The organism is Nocardia vaccinii NBRC 15922 (genome assembly GCF_001613305.1).
GTDB classification, from domain to species: Bacteria; Actinomycetota; Actinomycetes; order Mycobacteriales; family Mycobacteriaceae; genus Nocardia; species Nocardia vaccinii.
In genome coordinates this window covers 21,834-42,155 of sequence record NZ_BDCC01000040.1, presented here as the reverse complement: position 1 = coordinate 42,155, position 20,322 = coordinate 21,834, and the positions used below count along the sequence as shown (strand labels likewise).

24 protein-coding genes are annotated in these 20,322 nt (G+C 68.0%); 12 read left to right on the top strand and 12 right to left on the bottom strand.

The annotated features are described in order from the left end of the window. Positions 1-114: 114 nt before the first annotated feature. Positions 115-1,149 carry an aldo/keto reductase gene (locus NV1_RS25905; RefSeq protein WP_067896570.1) on the bottom strand — a complete coding sequence of 345 codons (1,035 nt, stop codon included), beginning with the start codon at positions 1,147-1,149 and terminating at the stop codon, positions 115-117. Between the two features lie 85 nt (positions 1,150-1,234). On the opposite strand from NV1_RS25905, the gene NV1_RS25900 reads away from it, so the two are divergent. Continuing rightward, positions 1,235-1,858, top strand: coding sequence for a TetR/AcrR family transcriptional regulator (locus tag NV1_RS25900; RefSeq protein WP_067896567.1), 624 nt, complete (start codon positions 1,235-1,237; stop codon positions 1,856-1,858). Here the strand turns inward: NV1_RS25900 and NV1_RS25895 are convergent. Then, complete coding sequence (locus NV1_RS25895) at positions 1,830-2,405, bottom strand: TIGR03086 family metal-binding protein (RefSeq protein ID WP_084525772.1); 576 nt, start codon at positions 2,403-2,405, stop codon at positions 1,830-1,832. The two genes, NV1_RS25900 and NV1_RS25895, sit on opposite strands and share 29 nt — an antisense overlap. A gap of 160 nt (positions 2,406-2,565) precedes the next feature. Between NV1_RS25895 and NV1_RS25890 the strand changes: the two genes are divergently transcribed. Continuing rightward, positions 2,566-2,799, top strand: a complete 234-nt coding sequence (locus NV1_RS25890) for a DUF8836 family protein (protein WP_067896564.1) — start codon at positions 2,566-2,568, stop codon at positions 2,797-2,799. A gap of 150 nt (positions 2,800-2,949) precedes the next feature. Further along, a complete protein-coding gene (locus NV1_RS25885; RefSeq protein WP_067896561.1) occupies positions 2,950-3,159 on the top strand; it encodes an Rv3202a family protein in 210 nt (69 codons plus the stop codon). Between the two features lie 8 nt (positions 3,160-3,167). Here NV1_RS25885 and menD read toward each other — a convergent pair whose 3' ends face one another. The 4 genes from menD to NV1_RS25865 form a co-directional block, all read right to left on the bottom strand. Further along, complete coding sequence (gene menD, locus NV1_RS25880; RefSeq protein WP_067896557.1) at positions 3,168-4,793, bottom strand: 2-succinyl-5-enolpyruvyl-6-hydroxy-3-cyclohexene-1-carboxylic-acid synthase; 1,626 nt, start codon at positions 4,791-4,793, stop codon at positions 3,168-3,170. A 109-nt stretch (positions 4,794-4,902) separates the two neighbouring features. Then, positions 4,903-5,349: a DUF6918 family protein gene (locus NV1_RS25875; protein WP_067896554.1), complete on the bottom strand. Its 447-nt coding sequence runs from the start codon at positions 5,347-5,349 to the stop codon at positions 4,903-4,905. 86 nt (positions 5,350-5,435) lie between these two features. Then, a complete protein-coding gene (locus tag NV1_RS25870) occupies positions 5,436-6,092 on the bottom strand; it encodes a PaaI family thioesterase (protein ID WP_067896551.1) in 657 nt (218 codons plus the stop codon). Positions 6,093-6,176: 84 nt separating this feature from the next. Continuing rightward, positions 6,177-7,091: a 1,4-dihydroxy-2-naphthoyl-CoA synthase gene (locus NV1_RS25865; RefSeq protein ID WP_067896609.1), complete on the bottom strand. Its 915-nt coding sequence runs from the start codon at positions 7,089-7,091 to the stop codon at positions 6,177-6,179. A gap of 99 nt (positions 7,092-7,190) precedes the next feature. On the opposite strand from NV1_RS25865, the gene NV1_RS25860 reads away from it, so the two are divergent. From NV1_RS25860 to NV1_RS25845, 5 genes are all read left to right on the top strand, one after another. Continuing rightward, positions 7,191-7,586: a VOC family protein gene (locus NV1_RS25860; RefSeq protein ID WP_067896548.1), complete on the top strand. Its 396-nt coding sequence runs from the start codon at positions 7,191-7,193 to the stop codon at positions 7,584-7,586. After that, positions 7,504-7,737: a DUF3349 domain-containing protein gene (locus NV1_RS46620; protein ID WP_084525776.1), complete on the top strand. Its 234-nt coding sequence runs from the start codon at positions 7,504-7,506 to the stop codon at positions 7,735-7,737. Before NV1_RS25860 ends, NV1_RS46620 begins: the two co-directional genes overlap by 83 nt. 65 nt (positions 7,738-7,802) lie before the next feature. Beyond that, a complete protein-coding gene (gene menE, locus NV1_RS25855) occupies positions 7,803-8,960 on the top strand; it encodes an o-succinylbenzoate--CoA ligase (protein WP_067896545.1) in 1,158 nt (385 codons plus the stop codon). A 216-nt stretch (positions 8,961-9,176) separates the two neighbouring features. Further along, the gene (locus NV1_RS25850) at positions 9,177-10,193 is read left to right on the top strand and encodes an ATP-binding cassette domain-containing protein (protein WP_067896542.1); all 1,017 of its coding nucleotides are present in this window, start codon (positions 9,177-9,179) and stop codon (positions 10,191-10,193) included. Next, a complete protein-coding gene (locus NV1_RS25845; protein ID WP_067896539.1) occupies positions 10,190-11,032 on the top strand; it encodes an ABC transporter permease in 843 nt (280 codons plus the stop codon). The genes NV1_RS25850 and NV1_RS25845 overlap by 4 nt, the downstream gene beginning before the upstream one ends. 304 nt (positions 11,033-11,336) lie before the next feature. Here the strand turns inward: NV1_RS25845 and NV1_RS25840 are convergent, their stop codons facing one another. Further along, entirely contained in the window at positions 11,337-14,735 is a 3,399-nt protein-coding gene (locus tag NV1_RS25840) for an AfsR/SARP family transcriptional regulator (RefSeq protein ID WP_067896606.1), read from the bottom strand. A 191-nt stretch (positions 14,736-14,926) separates the two neighbouring features. Here NV1_RS25840 and NV1_RS25835 point away from each other — a divergent pair, with 191 nt between their 5' ends. Next, entirely contained in the window at positions 14,927-15,796 is an 870-nt protein-coding gene (locus tag NV1_RS25835; RefSeq protein ID WP_067896536.1) for a 1,4-dihydroxy-2-naphthoate polyprenyltransferase, read from the top strand. A 17-nt stretch (positions 15,797-15,813) separates the two neighbouring features. Here NV1_RS25835 and NV1_RS25830 read toward each other — a convergent pair whose 3' ends face one another. The 4 genes from NV1_RS25830 to NV1_RS25815 all read right to left on the bottom strand — a co-directional run bounded on the left by NV1_RS25830 (position 15,814) and on the right by NV1_RS25815 (position 17,553). Continuing rightward, positions 15,814-16,203, bottom strand: a complete 390-nt coding sequence (locus tag NV1_RS25830; protein ID WP_067896533.1) for a phage holin family protein — start codon at positions 16,201-16,203, stop codon at positions 15,814-15,816. Positions 16,204-16,266: 63 nt separating this feature from the next. Next, positions 16,267-16,857 carry a Clp protease N-terminal domain-containing protein gene (locus NV1_RS46455; protein ID WP_067896530.1) on the bottom strand — a complete coding sequence of 197 codons (591 nt, stop codon included), beginning with the start codon at positions 16,855-16,857 and terminating at the stop codon, positions 16,267-16,269. Beyond that, a complete protein-coding gene (locus NV1_RS25820; RefSeq protein ID WP_040828154.1) occupies positions 16,857-17,078 on the bottom strand; it encodes a hypothetical protein in 222 nt (73 codons plus the stop codon). Before NV1_RS25820 ends, NV1_RS46455 begins: the two co-directional genes overlap by 1 nt. Before the next feature lie 142 nt (positions 17,079-17,220). Then, positions 17,221-17,553: a DUF4229 domain-containing protein gene (locus tag NV1_RS25815; protein ID WP_067896527.1), complete on the bottom strand. Its 333-nt coding sequence runs from the start codon at positions 17,551-17,553 to the stop codon at positions 17,221-17,223. Between the two features lie 233 nt (positions 17,554-17,786). Here NV1_RS25815 and NV1_RS25810 point away from each other — a divergent pair, with 233 nt between their 5' ends. Then, positions 17,787-18,020: a BldC family transcriptional regulator gene (locus NV1_RS25810; protein ID WP_040828156.1), complete on the top strand. Its 234-nt coding sequence runs from the start codon at positions 17,787-17,789 to the stop codon at positions 18,018-18,020. A 69-nt stretch (positions 18,021-18,089) separates the two neighbouring features. Further along, on the top strand, positions 18,090-18,293 hold the full coding sequence (locus NV1_RS25805) for a hypothetical protein (RefSeq protein WP_067896602.1): 204 nt from the start codon (positions 18,090-18,092) through the stop codon (positions 18,291-18,293). Between the two features lie 48 nt (positions 18,294-18,341). Here NV1_RS25805 and dapA read toward each other — a convergent pair whose 3' ends face one another. Further along, positions 18,342-19,220, bottom strand: a complete 879-nt coding sequence (dapA, locus tag NV1_RS25800) for a 4-hydroxy-tetrahydrodipicolinate synthase (protein WP_067896599.1) — start codon at positions 19,218-19,220, stop codon at positions 18,342-18,344. Positions 19,221-19,290: 70 nt separating this feature from the next. Here dapA and NV1_RS25795 point away from each other — a divergent pair, with 70 nt between their 5' ends. Further along, positions 19,291-20,265 carry a LysR family transcriptional regulator gene (locus NV1_RS25795; RefSeq protein WP_084525771.1) on the top strand — a complete coding sequence of 325 codons (975 nt, stop codon included), beginning with the start codon at positions 19,291-19,293 and terminating at the stop codon, positions 20,263-20,265. Positions 20,266-20,322 lie beyond the last annotated feature (57 nt).

The following is a 20,322-nucleotide window of genomic DNA, read 5'->3' as shown; positions in this document are numbered from 1 at the left end:
ATGCGGTGGGCGGACGTGCGGGCGACGGCGGAGGCACCGGAAGCGCTCCCCTACGACGAGATTCATATCGCCGACCGCTCGGCGCCGGGTCGGAAAGCTTCGCGGAGCGGCCCCCTACACGGCGGGCGGGTTCAGACGGGCGAAGTCCGGCAGCCGGTAGTAGGGGTAGTACGGGTACGGCGGAGTGCGCGAGCTGACCTTGTCCAGACGGGCGATCTGGTCGGCGTCGAGTCGCCAGCCCACCGCTCCCAGGTTCTGCCGCAGCTGCTCCTCGGTGCGCGCGCCGACGATCACCGTCGAGACCGTGGGCCGGGACAGTAACCAGTTCAACGCGATCTGCGGAACCGTGCGGCCGGTCTCGGCCGCCAGATCGTCGAGTACGTCGACCACGGCGTACAGCAGTTCGTCGTGCACAGGCGGACCGGCATCGGCGGTCTTGTGCAGTCGGCTGGTGGCCGGGAGCGGTTGCCCGCGACGGATTTTCCCGGTCAATCGTCCCCAGCCAAGCGGGCTCCACACGACCGCGCCGACCCCCTGTTCCAGCCCCAGCGGCATCAACTCCCACTCGTAGTCGCGGCCGACCAGCGAGTAGTACACCTGATGCGCGACATAGCGCGTCCGGCCGTACCGATCGGCCGCCGCAAGGGATTTCATCAGCTGCCACCCGGCGAAGTTGGAGGCGCCCAGGTAACGAACCTTGCCGCTGCGCACCAGGTCATCCAGTGCGGCGAGCACTTCCTCGGCCGGCGTGCCCGCGTCGAAGGCGTGCAGCTGGAACAGATCGAGGTATTCGGTGCCGAGACGGCGCAGCGCGCCCTCCACCGCGCCGATCAGCCGGGACCGGCCCGAACCGGCCTCGTGCGGCCCCGGTCCGGTGGGCAGAGATGCCTTGGTGGACAGCAGTACTCGGTCCCGCCGGCCTCGAATCGCCTCGCCCAAAACCTGTTCCGACGCACCCTCGGAGTACACGTCCGCGGTGTCGAACATCGTGACGCCCGCATCGAGCGCGACGTCGACCATCCGGCGCGCCTGCCGGGCATCGGTGTCACCCCAAGCACTGAACAGCTCACCGCGACCGCCGAAGGTGCCCGCACCGAAACTCAGCGCGGGAACCGTCAACCCGGAAGCGCCCAATCGCCGATACTCCATGTGTGCAACTCCTAACGGGACTTCTGTTTCATTAACAGCCCGAACGTTACACTCGATTCGTCACTAATGGAACTGGAGAACCGTTATGAATCAGGACACCCCCGGCTCGGTGCGTCCGGGCGGCCGCACCGCCCGAATCCGCGAATCGGTCCTGCGCGCGGCGGGCGATCTGCTGGCCGAGCACGGTTTCGCCGACCTGGACCCGGCCGAGGTCGCCGCTCGCGCGGGCGTCGGCAAGACCACCGTCTACCGGCGCTGGCGCACCCCCGCGGGCCTGGTCGCCGATCTGCTCACCGAAATGGCCGAGACCTCACTCCCCCATGCCGACACCGGATCCCTGCGCGAGGATCTGCTCGCCAACGCGCGCCTGGTCGCGCACACCCTCAACGACCCCCGTCAGGGCAGGCTCTTCGCCTCCCTCATCACCGCCGCGACCGCCGACCCCGGCACCGCCGCGGCCCTGCGCCATTTCTACGACACCCGCCTCGCCGAATGGTCCCCCTGCATCGCCGCGGCGGCGTCCCGCGGCGAGGTCCCTCCCGAAACCGACGCCCGCGCAGTCCTTTCCGCCGTATCCGCACCGCTGTACTACCGCCTGCTGACCACCGGCGACCCCATCGACGACGCCACCGCCACAACCGCCGCCGAAGCCGCAGCCCTCGCCGCCCGCGCCGGACTGTTCAGCGCCAGGCCGGGTCACGGCCGGTGAGGCCGATCACACGGTCCAGAAGTGAGGCGTCCGGAGGGACGGCGACTCGGGGCCCGAAGAGGCCGGGGACGCCCTCCGGCGGAGTGTCGCCGAGCATTTCGAGCAGGACCACCAGATCCTGCTCGGTGGGCGCGAAGGGTTGTCCGGTGGCTCGGGCCAGATCCCACCCGTGCACGATCAGCTCGTCCAGGGCGAAACGGGCCATCTGCGGCGCCGGACCGGCGGCGCCGCCGACCTCGGTCTCCCCCTCCCACGCGGCCGGTTCACGCCACGCCGCGACCAGCGCCTTCGACTGTGCCGGGACACGGGATCGCCAATCCTGCGGCAGGGTCTGCGGGGCGGCCTGGGAGGGCGGCACCGACGCACCGATGCTCTCCTTCGTAGCTCCCTGGCGGAACCCCTCGGTGAAACCGAGAACATGTTGGACCATTTCGCCGACTGTCATGGCGGTGGGCGTCCGGGCGCTGAGCTGATCGTCGGCGATATCGGCCACCACCTGCTCCAGCAGTGTCGCGGCATTCTCCAGATCGAACATCGGTGTGGTCATGGCTCTCCTCGCGTGCGGCGGCCCGGACGCGCCGGGCCCTCGAAAGTACAGACGAACCGACTCCACCGAATTCATCGGCGCGTGCGTGAATGTGCGTGCAACACCATCCCGCAACACACTCGTTAGCACGGAACACCCTGGTAGCGAGGAGAATTGGAGGATGAAGGGTGATCGCGTGGAGATCGTCGTGGATATCGGCGGCGGTTCTCGCAACTACGAGGTGGCCGCCACCCGGGCGGGTCGGCGGGTCGAGGTGCGGATCGCGCGCGGCGTGGTCGAGGTCAGCGAGGTGACCCGCACCGGCGTGCCGGTGCGGACGGCTCGGTTCATGGCCGGGCGCACGCTCGCACTGGTGGAATACCCGGCCGAGGCGGGACCGATGCCGGGCGAATGACGGGCCCTCGGAAATCGTCCCGACCAGACGGAAGACGGCCGAGCGCGGGCCACGCCGGATCGCCGACAGGTTGCCAGCCTCTCCCGAACGGAGGATTCTCGAAGGTACCGCAATTGCGGGCGAACCGCCCACGACGGACAGGAGCACCCGATGACCGATCACATCGCCGCCATCGACGACGTTCCCGAAGCCGATCTCGCCGAGCAGTCCGCCCCGGCGTATCTCGAGGATGACGAGTCCGCGCCCGAATTTCCTCCGACCACAGCCGACCGCGAGGCGGCCGAGGCCGACGTCATCGAGCAGACCCTCGAGGTCCCGCTCGACGACGACTACGCGGAGGAATCCGACAGCGAGTACTGACCGCGCGTCTAGCCGTCGATACCCGACCGCACGGTCGCGTGCAGCTCCCGCAGACTCGACCGTTCGGTAGCCACCTCGAGCACCCGCATCCCGTGTGCGTGCCTGGTCAGCTCCACCGCGAGTTCGGCTGGATCGACCTGGCGATGCGGGACGCGATAAGCCGCGCACATGGCCGCCAGGTCCATGCCGTGCGGCGTGCCGAAGACGCGCTCGAAGACGCCCGCGTACTGCGGGTCGCCCTGCTCGAGGAGTTCGAAGATGCCGCCGCCGTCGTCGTTGGCGACCACGATGGTGAGGTCTTCCGGACGGGGTTCGCCGGGACCGATGAGCAGGCCCGACGCATCGTGCAGGAAGGTCAGATCGCCGATCAGGGCGATCGTGCGGCCCGGATGGCTCAGCGCCGCGCCGACCGCGGTCGACACCGTGCCGTCGATACCCGCGACGCCGCGATTGGACATCACTGTGATCCCGGGCCGCGGATAGGAGACCAGTGCGGCGTCCCGCACCGGATTCGACGCGCCCAGCAGGAGCTGATCGCCCTCGGTCAGACCGTCCATCACGACGGCGGCCACGTGCAGGCCCGTCGGCTTGGGATGGCGGGCCAACTCGTCGCGCACGACGCCGGAGGCCTTGGCGTTCAAGGTTCGGCAGCGTTCGAGCCATGCCGGATCGGGTGCGCCGCGCGTGACGGCGCGGGTTCCGGTGCCGATCACATTGCCGGACACATCGGGCCAGCGCGGACCCGTGGTCAACGCGAACACCTCGACCTCCGGATCGGCGAGCACCCGCGACACCTGCCGATGCAGGGTCGGTCGCCCGGTGATGATCGCCTGACGCGGCTTCAGCAACGGCAACGCCAGCGGATGCAGAGCCGGACCATGCCGCGGGGCGGTCGGTTCCGCCACGGTCGGCAGGTCGGCCAGTTCGGGCCGAAGACCCGCGCCGTGCCCCGAGACGACCACGGTGTCCGGGGTCAGATCGAGTTCCAGCGGAACGTCGAGTGTCGCGTATTGCGTTGCCGTCCAAGCGGACCCGTCGGGACGACCGGGCGGGACGAGTTCACCCGGCGCGAGATCGGGCACCAGCGGCTCCCGCAGCGGAATATCGAGCTGCACCGGGCCGGCGTTGCCCGAACGAGTACCGCGCGCCGCGGCCAGAACCCGGCACACCGCCGCCCGCCAGATACTGTTCTGCCGCCGATAGCCGTCCTCCTGCTCGGCCAGCCCCAGACTGTTCGACAACCGCACCTGCGAGCCGAACAGGCCGAACTGCTCGACGGTCTGATTGGCACCGCTGCCCAGCATCTCGTAGGGACGGTTGGCGCTGAGCACGATCAGCGGCTGCCGCGCGTAATTGGCCTCCAACACGGCCGGGCCCAGATTTGCGACCGCGGTTCCCGAGGTCATCACCACCGGCACGGGACGGCCACTGGCCACCGCCAAGCCGATCGCCAGGAATCCGGCGGTGCGTTCGTCGATGCGCATGTGCAGCCGCAGCCGACCCGCCGCATCGGCGGCCTGCAGAGCGAAAGCCAGGGGCGCATTGCGCGAGCCCGGACACAGCACGACGTCCCGCACGCCACCGCGTGCCAATTCGTCGACGACGACCTGGGCCTGCGCTGTCGAAGGATTCACACCCCCAGCCTGTCAGACTGTTCCCCGTCGTGGTGCGTGGACCCGCTCACAGCGGACCAGGGAGGAGCCTTCGGGCCGCCGGGGGCGGACACCGAAGGCTGTGCGCCGATCAGCCAGCGTGACGCTGAACCAGGTCGCCGACCCGCGGAAGCGCCTCGGCGACATTCTTCTTGGCCGAGGACCGCAGCGAGGAGTAGACCTTCTGCAGCGCCGGACGCGAAGAGCTCTCGGCCCGCGCGTCGGTCACTGCCAGCAGTGCCTCGGAGACCTCGTCCTGCTTGGCGACGAGCAGATCGGCAAAGCTGCCGCCGCCGTTGCCCTGGAATTCGGCCCAGTACGGCTCGAGCTTCTCGACGAACTTGGGCACGAACGATTCCAGCGCATCCGAGACGATCGTCGGGCTGACCTTCTTCACCGCGGCGTATCCGCCCTTGACGGCGAGGCCCGAGGCGCCACCCTTATCCGACACCTCTGCGTCCAGCACCTCTTTGGCGTCGGCCAGGAATGCCGGACGCTTGGCGTCGTCGAGCAGGGATTCAGACAGTGCTGCAACCACTTTCAGGTTCCTCCGGATTGATTTTCGATGAGCGAGCGCACGCAACTATACGCACCGGACGTTCCAGGCACACTGTCCTGCACCAACTATGGCTGCCAGGGCAGCAATTGCACCATCAGCCCTTCACATTCCGCGAGCAGGTTATCGGCTTCGTCGCGCAGCCGCGCGCTGACGAAACTCTTGCGTCCCTCGACCCGATCGATCGTGCCCTCGACCTTCAGCGGAGTGTGCAGCGGCGTGACCTTGCGGTAATTGACGTGCAGAAACGCCGTGCGGCTGATCGGCCGTCCGGCATAGTGCACGAGCGAGCCGAACAGGTCGTCGAACAGCAGCGGCAGTACGCCGCCGTGTACGGCGCTGTTGCCGCCGAGGTGATAGCGACGGAATTCGCCGCGCATCGACACGCCGGTCGGCCCCGCCGCGACGATCTGCCACGGCGGCATGAGCAGACTTCCCCGTCCTGGCAATGTGCTGACCCGCCCGGCCGGGCCGACGGTTTCCGGCGCGCGATACGGCTCGAGCAGATCGTTGAGTCGACGCACTCGCTCGAGGGCCTCGCCGAACACCTCGTCCGGGCAGTCCACCGAGACCGCGAGATCCTGCAGTGTACGCATGGCGTCCACGAACGGCGCGAAGTTCGGGCCCGGCTCGGCCTCGGCGACCTTGGGAAATCCGCCGTGCTCGGCGTAACGATCCGTATCGATCGCACTCCGGTCGATCAACGGCTCGGTGCGTTCACTCATATCTGCACGGTAGCTCGCCTTCTTACACCGTCCAATCGAACTGGCCGGTAGGTGATATTTCAGACAGGGCGCTGAACTGGGGTTTCAGAAGTACCAGGGATACGGGGACCAGTCGGGCGCGCGCTTCTCCAGGAAGGCGTCGCGACCCTCGACGGCCTCGTCGGTCATGTACCCCAGCCGGGTGGCCTCGCCGGCGAACAACTGCTGGCCGACCAGACCGTCATCGGTCAGGTTGAACGCGTACTTCAACATCCGCTGCGCCTGTGGCGACTTGCCGAGAATCCGCTCGGTCCACTCCAGCGCCTCGTCCTCGAGCCGGTCGTGATCGACCACCGCGTTGACCGCACCCATGTGATGCATCTCCTCCGCGGTATATGGCCGGCCCAGGAAGAAGATCTCCCGCGCGAACTTCTGCCCCACCATCTTCGCCAGGTACGCACTGCCGTATCCGGCGTCGAAACTGCCCACGTCCGCGTCGGTCTGCTTGAACCGGGCGTGCTCGCGGCTGGCCAGGGTCAGATCGCACACCACGTGCAGACTGTGCCCACCGCCCGCGGCCCACCCGTTCACCAGCGCGATGACCACCTTCGGCATGAACCGGATCAGCCGCTGCACCTCCAGGATGTGCAACCGCCCGGCCCGCGCCTTGTCCACGGTCTCCGCGGTCTCCCCCGACGCGTACTGATACCCGCTACGCCCCCGAATCCGCTGATCCCCACCCGAACAGAACGCCCACCCGCCGTCCTTGGGGCTCGGCCCGTTGCCGGTCAGCAGCACCGCACCCACGTCCGAGGTCATCCGCGCGTGGTCCAGCGCCCGATACAGCTCGTCCACGGTGTGCGGCCGAAAAGCGTTGCGCACCTCGGGCCGGTCGAACGCCACCCGCACGGTTCCCTGCTCGATATGCCGGTGATACGTGATGTCGGTCAGATCCTCGAACCCCTGCACGGGCTCCCACAGCTTCGCATTGAACACATCGCCATCTTGCCCCCGCGCCACCGCGCCGCGGGCCGCACCCGCCGACACCTGCCGCGGATCGCTGCCGGGCGAGGGCGAAACGCGAGTCGCGCCGGGCAGGTCGCCCTTACGCTCGATGGGGTGGACATACTGAGCAGTCGGGTCATTCTGCGGCCGGTGGATTACGAGCGAACGGTGCGGTTCTATCGGGACGGGCTGGAGTTGGCGATCGCGCGGGAGTATCCGGGCGGGACGGTGTTCTTCGCGGGGCAGTCGTTGATCGAGGTGGCCGGGCACGCGCGGGCCGCGGATGCGCGGACCGGGTTCGCCGGGGCGCTGTGGTTGCAGGTCCGCGATGCGGACCAGACGGCGGCCGCGCTGGCCGCACGAGGTGTCGCGCTGGACCGTGAACCGGTGCGCGAACCGTGGGGTCTGATCGAGATGTGGTTGCACGATCCGGACGACGTACCGATCGTGCTCGTCGAGGTGCCCGCGAACCACCCACTGCGCCGCGACAGCCGACCACCCGAGGACTGATCGTTCCGCCCGGCGCGAGATCGAGGACGCGATCGGCCGAGTTGCCAAAGAGCTGCCGGGCGAGGACGATATCGCACGAGTGACCTCCCGGCTCGAGGCCGGTGGTCGGCCACTGGCGACACCGACGTCCGAAAGACCCCTCGACCCCTGAGTTGACCGAAGGGAGGCGGGGACCCGTAACCGGGTCGTCGGCCCCGACATGACACCATCGCGAACGTGAGCACTCTGCGGACCCTCCCCATGCCTACCGGAGCCGCGGTGGGTGATGTCCTGCCGCATCTGCGTGATGCCCTGGAGGGCAGCGGTCCGGCATGGCTGCCCGTACCGGGCGGCGACCGGCGGGAGACCACCCGGCTGTCCAGCGCCCTGAGTCCGGGCGAACCGATCGATGACGACGTCGCCCTGGTGGTGACCACATCCGGAACCACCGGCGTGCCCAAGGGCGCCATGCTCACCGCGGCCGCGCTGCGCGCAAGCGGCGAGGCGACCCACGAACGTCTGGGCGGACCGGGCCAGTGGCTGCTGGCGCTGCCCACCCACCACATCGCCGGACTGCAGGTGCTCATGCGCGCCATCCAGGCCGGCACCGAACCCGCCGTCCTGGACGTCTCGGACGGATTCCTGCCCGGCGGTCTCGCCAGCGCGATCGCCGGGATGACCGGCGAGCGCCGCTACACCTCCCTGGTCCCGACACAGCTGATCAAGGCCCTGGACGATCCGGTGTGCGCGGCGGCCCTGGCCACCCTGGACGCCATCCTGGTCGGCGGGGCGGCGACCCCGCGTCCGGTGCTCGAACGCGCCCAGGCCGCCGGAATCACCGTCGTGCGCACCTATGGTTCGAGCGAGACCTGCGGCGGCTGCGTCTACGACGGAGTCCCATTGACCGGGATGAACGTGCGCATTCAGGACGGGCGCGTCCTGCTGGGCGGCGTGATGCTCGCCAAGGGGTATCGCGGCATCCCGGATCACCCGGCCTTCGCCGAACCGGGCTGGTTCCGCACCGACGACGCCGGCACGTTCACCGACGGCGTGCTCACCGTCACCGGACGTCTGGACGAGGCCATCACCACCGGCGGACTGATCGTGATCCCGCAGGTCGTGGAGGCCGTACTGGCCCACCATCCGGCTATCGCCGAATGTGTGATCCTCGGCCTGCCCGACGACCGCCTCGGCCAGCGCGTGGCCGTGGCGGTGGTTCCGGTGCCGGGTGCGACGCCGACGCTCGAGGAGATCCGCGATTTCGTCATCGCCGAACTCGATACGACGGCCGCGCCGCGCGAGCTGGCTCTGCTGGAGGAGATCCCGATGCGCGGACCGGGCAAACCCGACCGCACGGCCCTGCGCGAACGCCTGCTGAGCTCGACCATGCACTGAGCTGTGTCTATCTGCCTCCGCTTCGCTCCGGCGGGCCGTGGCCCCCGAAGGGCCGATTCTTCCCTCCTGACGCTCCTCCACTTCGCTCCGCTCCCCCGCTCCGTCAGTCCAGAATCGACCCGGGCCGCGGCCTGGAAGTTGGCGTGATCCTCCTCTTGCACGCACCCGCAATATGGACGCAAGGGGTATGCAAGACCGGCTCCGCACAGTGGTGCCATGACTTCCTACGCACCTGCTGATGCACTCGCTATCGAGGCGGACGGGCTGGTCAAGGTCTTCGGGGAACAGCGGGCCGTCGACGGCGTGAGCCTGGCGGTGCCGCAGGGCGCCGTGTACGGCGTGCTCGGGCCCAACGGAGCCGGTAAGACCACGACCATCCGCATGCTCGCCACCCTGCTGCGCCCGGACGGGGGCAGCGCCCGGATCTTCGGCCACGACGTCGTCGCCGAGCCGACCGCGGTCCGCTCGCTGATCGGCGTCACCGGACAGTACGCGTCGGTGGACGAGAAGCTGAGCGCCACAGAGAATTTGATCATCTTCTCCCGGCTGCTGGGGCTGAGCCGGTCCGAAGCGCGGCGCCGTTCGGCCGATCTGCTCGAGGAGTTCGGGCTGACCGACGCCGCGACCAAGCCACTGGAGAATTTCTCCGGCGGTATGCGTCGCCGGCTCGATCTGGCCGCGAGCCTGATCTCGACCCCGCCCCTGCTGTTCCTGGACGAGCCCACCACCGGGCTGGATCCGCGCACCCGCGCGCAGATGTGGGAGACCATCCGGCGGCTGGTCCGCGAGGGCGCGACCGTGCTGCTGACCACCCAATACCTGGACGAGGCCGATCAGCTCGCGGACCGGATCGCGGTCATCGACCACGGCCGATTGATCGCCGACGGCACCTCCGACGAGCTGAAGGCGTCGGTCGGGTTGTCCACCCTGCAACTGACCCTGTCCGATCGCGAACTGCTCACCAAGGCAGGCGATCTGATCGACCAGTTCCTCTCCCGCTCCACCGGCAAACCGGTCGAGACCGGCATCAGCCCGGAAGCCGGGCGGATCACCACCCCGCTGCACGATGCGAGCATCACCGCTGACCTGCTGATCTGGTTGCGGGACAACGATATTCGCGTCGAGGAGATCAACGTCAGCAAGCCGAGCCTGGACGAGGTGTTCTTCGCGCTCACCGGGCACGGCGCCGAATCCGATACCACCGAAACCGATTCCGAGAGGAGCGCGGCGTGACCACCACTGTCGCATCCCCCGCGGTCGGCGGGCGCACGGTCCGTGCCGCCATACCCGTCGTCAGCAACCATATTCCGATCCGCCAAGCGGTGGCGAATTCGCTCACCATGGCCTACCGCGGAATCCTGAAGATCAAGCACAATCCCGAGCAGCTGTTCGACGTGACGCTGCAGCCGATCATCTTCACGCTGATGTTCACCTACATCTTCGGCGGGGCGATCTCCGGCAATGTGCATTCCTACCTGCCGGTCATCATTCCCGGCATCCTGGTGCAGACCGTGATCACCACCTCGATCGTCACCGGTACCCAGCTGCGCGAGGATATGGACAAGGGCGTATTCGACCGCTTCAAGTCGCTGCCGATCGCGCGGATCGCGGCCCTGGCCGGCGCGCTCACCGCCGATATGGTCCGCTACGGCATCGCCACGGTGCTCACCATCGTGATGGGCCTGATCATGGGCTACCGGCCCGGCGGCGGCGTACTCGGAGTTGTCGCCGCGGCCGTGGTGATCGTCGCCTGCTCGTTCGCGGTCAGCTGGATCTTCGCCCTGATGGGCGTGCTGATGAGCAGCGCCTCGGCGGTGCAGGGCGTGTCGATGCTGATCCTGTTCCCGCTGACGTTCATGTCCAGCGCCTTCGTCCCGGTCAAGACCATGCCGGGCTGGTTGCAGGGATTCGTTAACGTCAACCCGGTCACCCATCTGGTGTACGCGTGCCGGGAACTGATGAACAACGGCAACTTCACCAGTCCGCATCTGGCCTGGTCGTTGCTCGGCGCGGTGGTCGTAGTGCTGATCTTCGCTCCGCTGACCGTCCGGATGTACATGCGCAAAGCGTGAGCTGTGTCTAATGGCCTCCGCTTCGCTCCGGCGGGGTGTCGGCGCCGTGAGGCTCGTCGTTCAGCCCTCGAGACTCGGCCTTCGGCCATGCGCTTCGAGGACTGAACGACAAGCCGCGCCGAAAACCCTTGGAGTCGGTGTTGCTGAACCTATCGCTTCGCGGGCGACTACCAGCGAAACAGAGACGCTTCGCCGCTGGGCACGTAATGAGGTGGCCGGATCGAGCGGGAGCGGGACGGAGATGCTTCTCCGCTGGCACGACACTTGCCCTCCGGCCACGAAAGTGGCTGGAGGGTTGGGTATTTCAGCAGATCTTGCCCGAAATCTCTTCCAGCAGGGTCATGATGCGCCGAGCGGCGGGGCGGCGGCCCATGCGTGCGGCGCGGCGAGCCGGTTCGGCCATCAGTTCCGGCGTGGTCGCCGCGGCGTGGTGAGCGAGGTGACGGTCGATGCGCATACTGGGGGTGTCCTGGCGGGCCATCGCCTTGGGGGCGAGCGCGATCAGTTCCCGTGCGGTGTCCGGATAACGTTGTACGGCAAGGAGATACGAGCCGATCGCCAACGCGACCGAACCGATCTGCGGAATATCGATGTAATGGCCGAGATGTTCGCGGCCGTTGTCGATCAATTCCTGCGCCAGGGTGGGCACCGCGTCCAGGGCGTCGTACAGCACGTGTGCGTCCAGGATTCCGGCGGCCACGGCGATCGCGCCGGGACCTCCCCGCATGGGCATGTCCGGCCATCCGTGCATCTCCAGCACACTGCGCGAGCGCCGCAGCCCGGCCTCCCGATCTCCCTGCGCCAGAGCGAGTTCGAACCAACCGACCTGAACGGTCGCCCGGCGATGATTCGGGCGCGAGACCGGCTCGTCCGGACTCGCGCCACCCTCGACGAATCCGGCCGCCATCTCCAGCTCCCACCGGGCCTGTTCCATATCGCCCGTACCGACCAGCACGACGGCGAGGTAACTGGCTATCTCGGCGACCTCGTCGAACGAGTGCAACTGCCGCAGAGCCTCGACCGAACGCCGATAATTGACCGCCGCCTCGTCGTATCGCGCGGTCTGCGACATCAGCTGGGCCAGATGCTGATACAACATCGCCGAGCCCCATACGTCACCGGGAGCCAGATCCCGCTGGGCGGCCAGCGCATCGCGCATCGAACCGGTCACGTCACCGGCGTTCTCGCGGGCGTTCGCGCGCAACAGCCTTGCGGCCCAACGGACCTCCCGGTCCGTGGACCGCGCGCCCGCACTGAGCCGACGCGCCACGCGGACAGCTATCGGGCGTTCACAGATCAGCTCGGCGATGAAGCGGGTGCTCGGCGACAACGCCGTCGACGTGGACCGCAGCAAGCGCCGCAGCCGAATTCGCAGCCACGCCACATCGCGCAGCCGGGTATCGCCGAACGCCAGGTGCATACCCACCAGCGCATGCGCGATCACCTGCAGATCATCGGCCGTCGTTCCGGCGGCGGGAGGCGGCGGGACGGCCAGCACCCGGCCCGACCAGCCCACGAATTCACCGTGCGCCCCGCGCATCACCCACAGCATGCCAGGCAGCGGGAAGACCGTGTAGACGGTCACCGCGTCGCCGATATCGCAGGCATGGCGCAGCACCGCGAGCAGGTTGTCCAGTTCGGCACTCACCCGCCCCACCATCCGGACCTGCTGCTCGGCGGCGTAGTTGGTCAGCACCTCGACCGCGAATTCCCTGGCCCACTCGGACATCCGGTTCATCACCGGATCGGCTTCACCGGCGATGCCCAACTGCTCCTCGCCGAATTCCCGGACGGTCTCGAGCATCCGGTAGCGGATCCCGCCGCCCTCGTCGTCCAGCACGGACAGCAGCGACTGACTCACCAGACCGTCCACGGCGGCGGCGATATCGCCGATATCGGGTCCGTCGGCGACGATCTCCGCCGCGCCGAAGGTGAATCCGGCCGGGAACCGGCACAGCCGCCGCAGCGCGATTCGCTGCGGTTCGTCGAGCAGATTCCAGCTCCACTCGATCACCGCGTGCAGCGTTCGATGACGCTGCGGCGAAGTGCGATCTCCGCTGCGCAACAAGGTGAATCGGTGTTCCAGGCGCGCGTCGATCTCCTCGACGCTCATGGTGCGCACCCGTGCCGCGGCCAGTTCGATCGCCAGCGGCAGCCCATCGAGCGTGCGACACAGCCGCGCGACCACATCCGGATCCAGGCGCACCGACGGCCGCACGGCTCGGGCCCGGGTCTCGAACAGTTCGGTCGCCGGTGAACCGTGCGCGTCGATGGCCAAGGGCGGCAACGGATACACCGTCTCCGCGGTGATCTCCAGCGGCGCGCGGCTGGTGGTGAGCACGGTGAGCCGATCGCAGGCGCCGACCAGATCGGCGACCACTTCGGCGACGGCATCGATGAGATGTTCGCAGTTGTCCAGGATCAGCAGCATCGGCCGCGCGGCGACCGCGTCCCGAAGACGCCGGCGCGCATCGACCTTGCGGCCGGGCAGCAGACCAGAAGTGTCCCGGGCCGCTTCGGCGACGCCGAGTGCCGCGCTGATCGCGGCCTCCACCTCGGCGCGAGCCTCCTCGGGCGTGGCCCGCACCGAGGCGAGTTCGATCAGCGCCACCGGCACGGCCGCGGTCATCCGCAGGCCCAATTCGTTTGCCACCCTGGTCTTTCCGGTGCCACCCGGACCGAGCACCGTCGTCACCCGGGACGCACTGAGCAGATCCTGCAGCGCGCCCAGGTCGATGGTGCGGCCCAGCAGCGGATTCGGCGCGGCGCGCAGCCCGATCGCCGTGCCCGGAGGTCCGGGATTCCCCTGTGTGACAGCGGGATCGGCGTTCTGTACGGGTGCGGGCCGAGGCGTCGGTGTGCGCTGGGCCCCGGCCATCGGCTCGCCGCGCAGGATCGCCGCGTTCAACTCGACCAGCGCCGGTCCCGGATCCGCGCCGAGTTCGTTCACCAGGCCCGCCCGCAGGGTGGCGAAGACCTCCAGTGCCTCGTTGGCCCGCCCGGCAGCCGCGAGCAGCCGCATCAGCGTGCCGTGCGCGGATTCGTCCAACGACCGGGCCGCGGCGATCCGCCGGGCGATCCGCACCGCGCCGTCCAGATCTCCGGAGGCCTCCCGCGAGGCGAGTTCCAGCTCGTCCAGGGCGTGCCAGCGGGTCACGGCCAGTTCGGCCAGTTCGTCGGCAACGGGTCCGGGCGGCAGATCCGCACCGGGTTCACCGCGCCACAGCCCACGGGCGCGGGCCACCAGGTCGAGGCAGTAATCGTCCCGCCCGGCGGCGTGCATTTCGCGAGCGCGCCGTTCGAGGCGGCGGGCCAGGGTCAGATCGACCTGCTCCTCGCCGAGGGCCAGCCGATAGCCCGCCGGGCCGACCTCGAGCGCGCCGTCCGGCAGCGCCGAGCGCAACCGGGAGACCTGAGTGTGCAGGGCGTTCATCGGGGCGCGCGGAGGCTGTTCACCCCAGATGTCCTCGATCAGCCCCTGCGCGCTGCGGCTGCGTCCCGGATGCAGGGCAAGGGCCGCCAACAGCAGCCTGGCGCGGGCGCCCGGCACCGCGGCAAGACCGGAACCGGCGCGGCACAGGGCGATCTCACCCAGGACCGATACTCGCACCGAGGCGTCCTCGGGGAGCCCGTCGGCCCGTTCTCGACCCGATCGGGTGTTCGTCGTCCCGGCGCTCGCGGGGCCACTCTGATCAGGAATCATGCCGTTCACCATCGTATGTGAGCGGTCCACCGATTATTCGGCTCACAGCGCCGGGACCACCCCTCACCAGCATGCGCCACGAACCCCGACATCATACTCCGATATATCGAAATAAAGCTACCGATAGAGTAGTCGCCGCCATCCCACCCGTGGTCCGCCATCGGTACCGCGATGCGCATAGGCTTCGACCCATGGCTAGTGCAGCACAGTGGCTCGAAGGAGCGCGACCGCGAACTCTCCCCAATGCGATCGCCCCGATCCTGGTCGGCACGGGTGCGGCCGCATCCCTGGATGCCGCGGTCTGGTGGAAGGCCCTGCTGGCCCTGGTGGTCTCGCTGGCCCTGATCGTCGGCGTGAACTACGCGAACGACTACTCCGACGGCATCCGCGGCACCGACGACGAGCGGGTCGGGCCGATGCGCCTGGTCGGCTCGGGCGCGGCCGCACCGGGCGCGGTGCGCGCGGCGGCGATCGCGAGCCTGGGCGTGGGAGCGGTCGTCGGACTGGTACTGGTGTTCACCACCGCGTGGTGGCTGCTGTTGATCGGCGCGGGCTGCCTGGCCGGGGCCTGGTTCTATACCGGCGGCCGGAAACCCTACGGCTACAGCGGTTTCGGCGAGATAGCGGTATTCGTCTTCTTCGGTCTGGTCGCGGTGCTCGGCACCGAATTCGTACAGGCGCACCGGATCGACTGGGCCGGGGCGGTCGGCGCGGTGGCCGTCGGCGCGTTCTCCAGCGCGGTCCTGGTCACCAATAATCTGCGCGACATCCCCACCGATTCGGTGACCGGTAAGACGACACTGGCCGTCCGCCTCGGCGACACCCGCACGCGCACACTGCATCTGATGCTGATGGTGGTACCGTTCATCGCCTCGCTCGCGCTGGTCGTGCGCACCCCGTGGACCCTGCTGGGCCTGTTGGCACTGCCGCTCGCGGTGCGCTCCAACAACCCGGTGCGCCGCGGTGAGCAGGGACCGGGACTCATCCCCTCGCTGCGCGATACGGGCCTGGCGATGCTGCTGTGGTCGATCCTGACGGGAGTCGCGCTCGCGGTCGGCTGATACCGCCGACCGGGAAATCAGTCCCGGCCGCCCTCGGGCACGAAGATGCCCAGCACCCAGTTGACCACCGTGATGATGATGGCGCCGATCACCGCCGCGAAGACGCCGTGCACGCGCAGGCCGTAGTCGGTGGTGGCGGTGATCGCGGCGGTCAGCCACAGCATCAGGGCGTTGATGATCAGCAGGAACAGGCCCAGGGTGACGATCACCAGCGGCAGGGACAGCAGTTTGACGATCGGCTTGACCAGCGCGTTCACCAATCCGAAGATGACCGCGACGATCAGTACCACGATCACCTTGCCGGTGGTGCCCTTGTCGGCGGGGCTGATCAGTTCGATATTGCTCACCAGGGCCGACGCGACCCAGATCGCGATGGCATTGATGATCAGGCGTAGCAAGAGGGCCATGGCGCCATGCTAACCGGCACGGCGCCCGGCCACCGGGTACGCGAGTCAATCGGACCCCTCGTCTCAGGCGGCCCGGCCCAGCAGATCGTGCACCGCCCGGCGCACCGCCTCGACTCCCTGGTCACCGCCGAGCAGTTCGACGGTGCGCGCGGTAGGCGCACGCAGCACCCCGAGCAGGATGTGCGCGGCTTCGATTCGGTTGTCACCGCGGGCGATTGCCTCCCGCAACGACAATTCGATCACCTTCTTCCCCTGTTTGGTGAACGGAATGTGCCCGAAATTCGTCCCACCATTCCCGCCGAAACCGAAACGCCCACGCGGTTTTTCCGGTACGGCCGCGCGATCGAGCGCATCCGCGCCGAAGGTGGCCTCCAGACTTTCGCGAACCGCGTCCAGATCGATGCCGATGGATCGCAGTGCGGCAGCGTCGTCTTCACCCAACGGCTCGGCGGAACGCTTGCCGGACAGCGATTCCCGAATCGTTGCTGCGGTAATTCCGCCGCCCGCCAATACTTTCCGAATTCCGTCGTCTGGACCCGCCGCCAGCCCCAACAGCAGATGTTCGACGTCGATGTTCGGCGCCCGCAGCATGCGCGCCTCCTCCTGGGCCATTACGACCGCATATCGTGCCGCCTTGCCGAATTTCTCGAACATCAGCCGATTCCGCCTCTCCGGTTGTACTTCTGATGGACCGCCTGCCGGCTGACCTCGAGCGCCTCAGCGATCGCCTGCCAGGACCATCCCTGGGAGCGGGCATTGCCCACCTGGATCGCTTCGAGCCGTTCGAGTAACCGCCGTAAGGCCAGGACCGCGCGCAAGCCGACCGTTGGGTCGGGGCTGCCCGCGGCGGCCGCCAGGGTTGTCGCTTCACTCATGGACGTCAATTTACGTTGACACAACGGGCGTGTCAATGAAAATTGACATCACAAGAAGATGTTCACCGATAGCGGAGAGATGGAGAGGGTGCGGCACTCGGACGCCGCGTTCGAGGGACGTTACTCGCCGTGCATGCGGGATCTACTCGCCGCGCATGCGGGCGCGCAGCTGCGCCTTGTCGGTGCGGCGCCGCTCGTCGACCGCGGCGATATCCTGGTTCACCCGAGAGCGCAGCCGCTTGAACAGCAACAGCGACAGCGGCATGGCGACGATCAACGCGAACAGCAGTGCGACGATCACCGGGATATCGACCCGCACCGCATGCGCCACCAGCACGATGACGGCGGCGATGATCGCGACCAGCGCCAATCGGGCCACGGTGTACAGCGCCAGATTGCGCGCCAACCGCCGGCCCGGCGACCCGGAGACCCCACCGGTGGGCGCGTCGTCCGGTCGGGATGCTGCATCACTCACACCCCCAGCCTAGGCGACCCGCCCGAACGCACTCGATCGGCCACGAACAATCCGACGCGATCGCTGAGGATTCGCCAGAAGAGTGAAACGTTCCAAAGCGTCAAGCCGTACGCTTATCCGATTTGTCTATTACTTCCCCTTTACCAACGTTAGATCATTCGAGTACGTGGGGGGTCCGGTGCAACGATGTCGCTATCTGATGAGGGAACTGTCGATTACGGAAAGGTTTGCGAATGACTGCGATCACCGCGGCGAGCCGCACGTTTGGTTCCGTCAACGGCCAGGAGGCCCTCCTGACCCCAGGCCAAGTTGCGGCGTTGTTCCACGTCGATCCTAAGACGGTCACCCGTTGGGCACACGCCGGGCGACTGGGCTCATTGCGCACGCCGGGTGGCCACCGGCGCTTTCGCGAGACCGAGGTGATGCAGCTGCTGAGGTCGCTGACCACCGAGGCGACCCGCGTTTAGCCTCTTTTCGATGTCTGCGGTGCCGCAGGTACGTTGACGGGATTACCCTCGATACAGGAGGTGAGCGACGTGACGTACCTGTTGGCACTCATCGCAGTGGTAGCCGTTGCGATGCTGTGCTGGAAGGCATTCGGACCGCAGCAAACGAACCGTATCGGTGCCGGCCGTGCGGTTTCCCGACACAAACGAGCCATCGGCCCTGATGACGACCCAGAATTCCTCTGGCGCATCTCGCATCAGCGGCGCGACGGCGACGCCGGTTCGGGCGAGTAGACCCTCGCCCGTCCGACTCTTCTCGAGGCATGCCGAGTACCGGTTGATTCACCCGATCAGGTCGTATGTCTCCAGAGCGGCATGCACAGCCGCATCACTCGCCGCGAGCAGCGGCAGACGTACCGACGGACTCGGAATTCTGCCCTGGGCCGCCAGAACCGCTTTGAGCACAACGGGATTCGGCTCAGCGAACAATGCCGAGGCCAGGGGCGCAAGCCGATTTCCCAGATCACGAGCCCGCTCGATCGAGCCCGCACGCCAGGACCCGATCAGTTTCGAATAGCCGGCCGGGGCGACATTTCCGCAGGCCAAGATGGCTCCCTGCGCGCCGAGAGCCAGTAACGGCGCGGCGAACAGATCATCGCCGGACAGCACCGAAACCTCCCCGCGCACGCGGCTCAGGAAACCGATCGTGGCCTCGTCGATGCCGCCGACCGCCTGCTTGAATCCGACGACGTTCGGCAGTTCGGCCAGCCTGCACAGCGTTCGCGCGCCGAGCGGGCGGCCGGTGCGCTGGGGGACGTTGTATACCAGCACGGGAACCGGTGCGGCCGCGGCGATCCGGCGGAAATGTTCCACCACGCCGTCCTCGGAGGGGCGGGTGTAATAAGGGACCACCACCAGCGCGGCCGAGACCTCGGCGGGGAGTGCGGCCAGCGCGCTCACCGAATCCTCGGTCGAATTCGATCCCGCTCCCGCGATCAGCGGGACGCCGCGAGTCCGGCACACGCTCGCACAGATCTCGAACACCCTGCGCCGTTCGGCACACGTGAGGGTCGCGGGCTCACCCGTCGTGCCGAGTGCGACGAGTCCGGTCGCGCCCTCGTCGAGAACGTGATGGGCCAGGCCCTCCAGCGCGTCGCCGGCGAGTTCGCCCGCCGCGGTGAAGGGGGTGATCAGCGGGACGAACAGGCCGGTGAGTCTCATGAGCCCAGCCTGGTGGAATAGATCCATTACGTCTATTACACATTTCTTGCGGCGAACGTAAGCTGAACTGATGCTCGACGTGCGAAGACTACGCTTACTGCGCGAGTTGGCCCGGCGCGGCACCATCGCCGGAGTGGCCGAGGCGCTGTCCTACACCCCGTCCGCGGTCTCTCAGCAGTTGTCCGCTCTCGAGCGTCAGGCCGGAGTGCCGCTGCTCGAACGTACCGGCCGCAGTGTGACTCTCACTCCCGCCGCGCTACGTCTGGTCGACCACGCCGACACCGTGCTCGCGGTCCTGGAACAGGCCGCCGCCGAACTGGCCACAGCCAGAACCGAACTCACCGGTACGCTTCGTATCGGCGCGTTCCCGAGCGCGGTCCACGCGATCCTGTCTCCCGCCCTGGTCACCCTCAGCCGCGAGCATCCGGGATTGGAACTGTCCGTAACAGAACTGGACCCGGCCGGAGCCCCCTCGGCCCTGCACGCGCAAAGTCTGGACATCGCCCTGGTCCAGGAATACGACTACGTTCCCCGCGAACCCGAAACCGGTTTGGACACCGAGGAATTCCTCACCGAAACCGTCTATCTCGCCGCATCGAACGCCGAACATCTACCCGCACAACGTGATTCAACCTGGATTGCCGGAACACCCGGCACCCTCTGTCACACCATGACCCAACGAGCCTGCCAGGCAGCCGGTTTCACGCCTCGAATCCGGCACCACGCCGACGATTTCAGCACCGTCCTGGCCCTGGTGGCCGCCGGGCAGGGCGTGGCCTTCGTCCCCGAACTGGGCCTCCAGACCGTCCCACCGGCAGTCAACCTCACCCCGCTGCCGACCCGCCGCCGCACCCACTTGGCATACCGCCGAGGCCACCGCGACCACCCCGTCATCGCCGCGGCCCGCGCCGCCCTACACTCCGCGGCCGCGAACTTCCGCCTCATCGCCGCAGCCGTTCAGGTCGCAGCCGGAGCGCGGGGTCAGGAAGACAGCGCGGGGTTAGGAAGACGAGGAAATGCGTGGCCTCGCGGTCGTGGCAGGTGACCGCGCCCGATGGCGGAAAGGACGTTCGTCACTACTGATATTCGGGTAGGTGGCGCA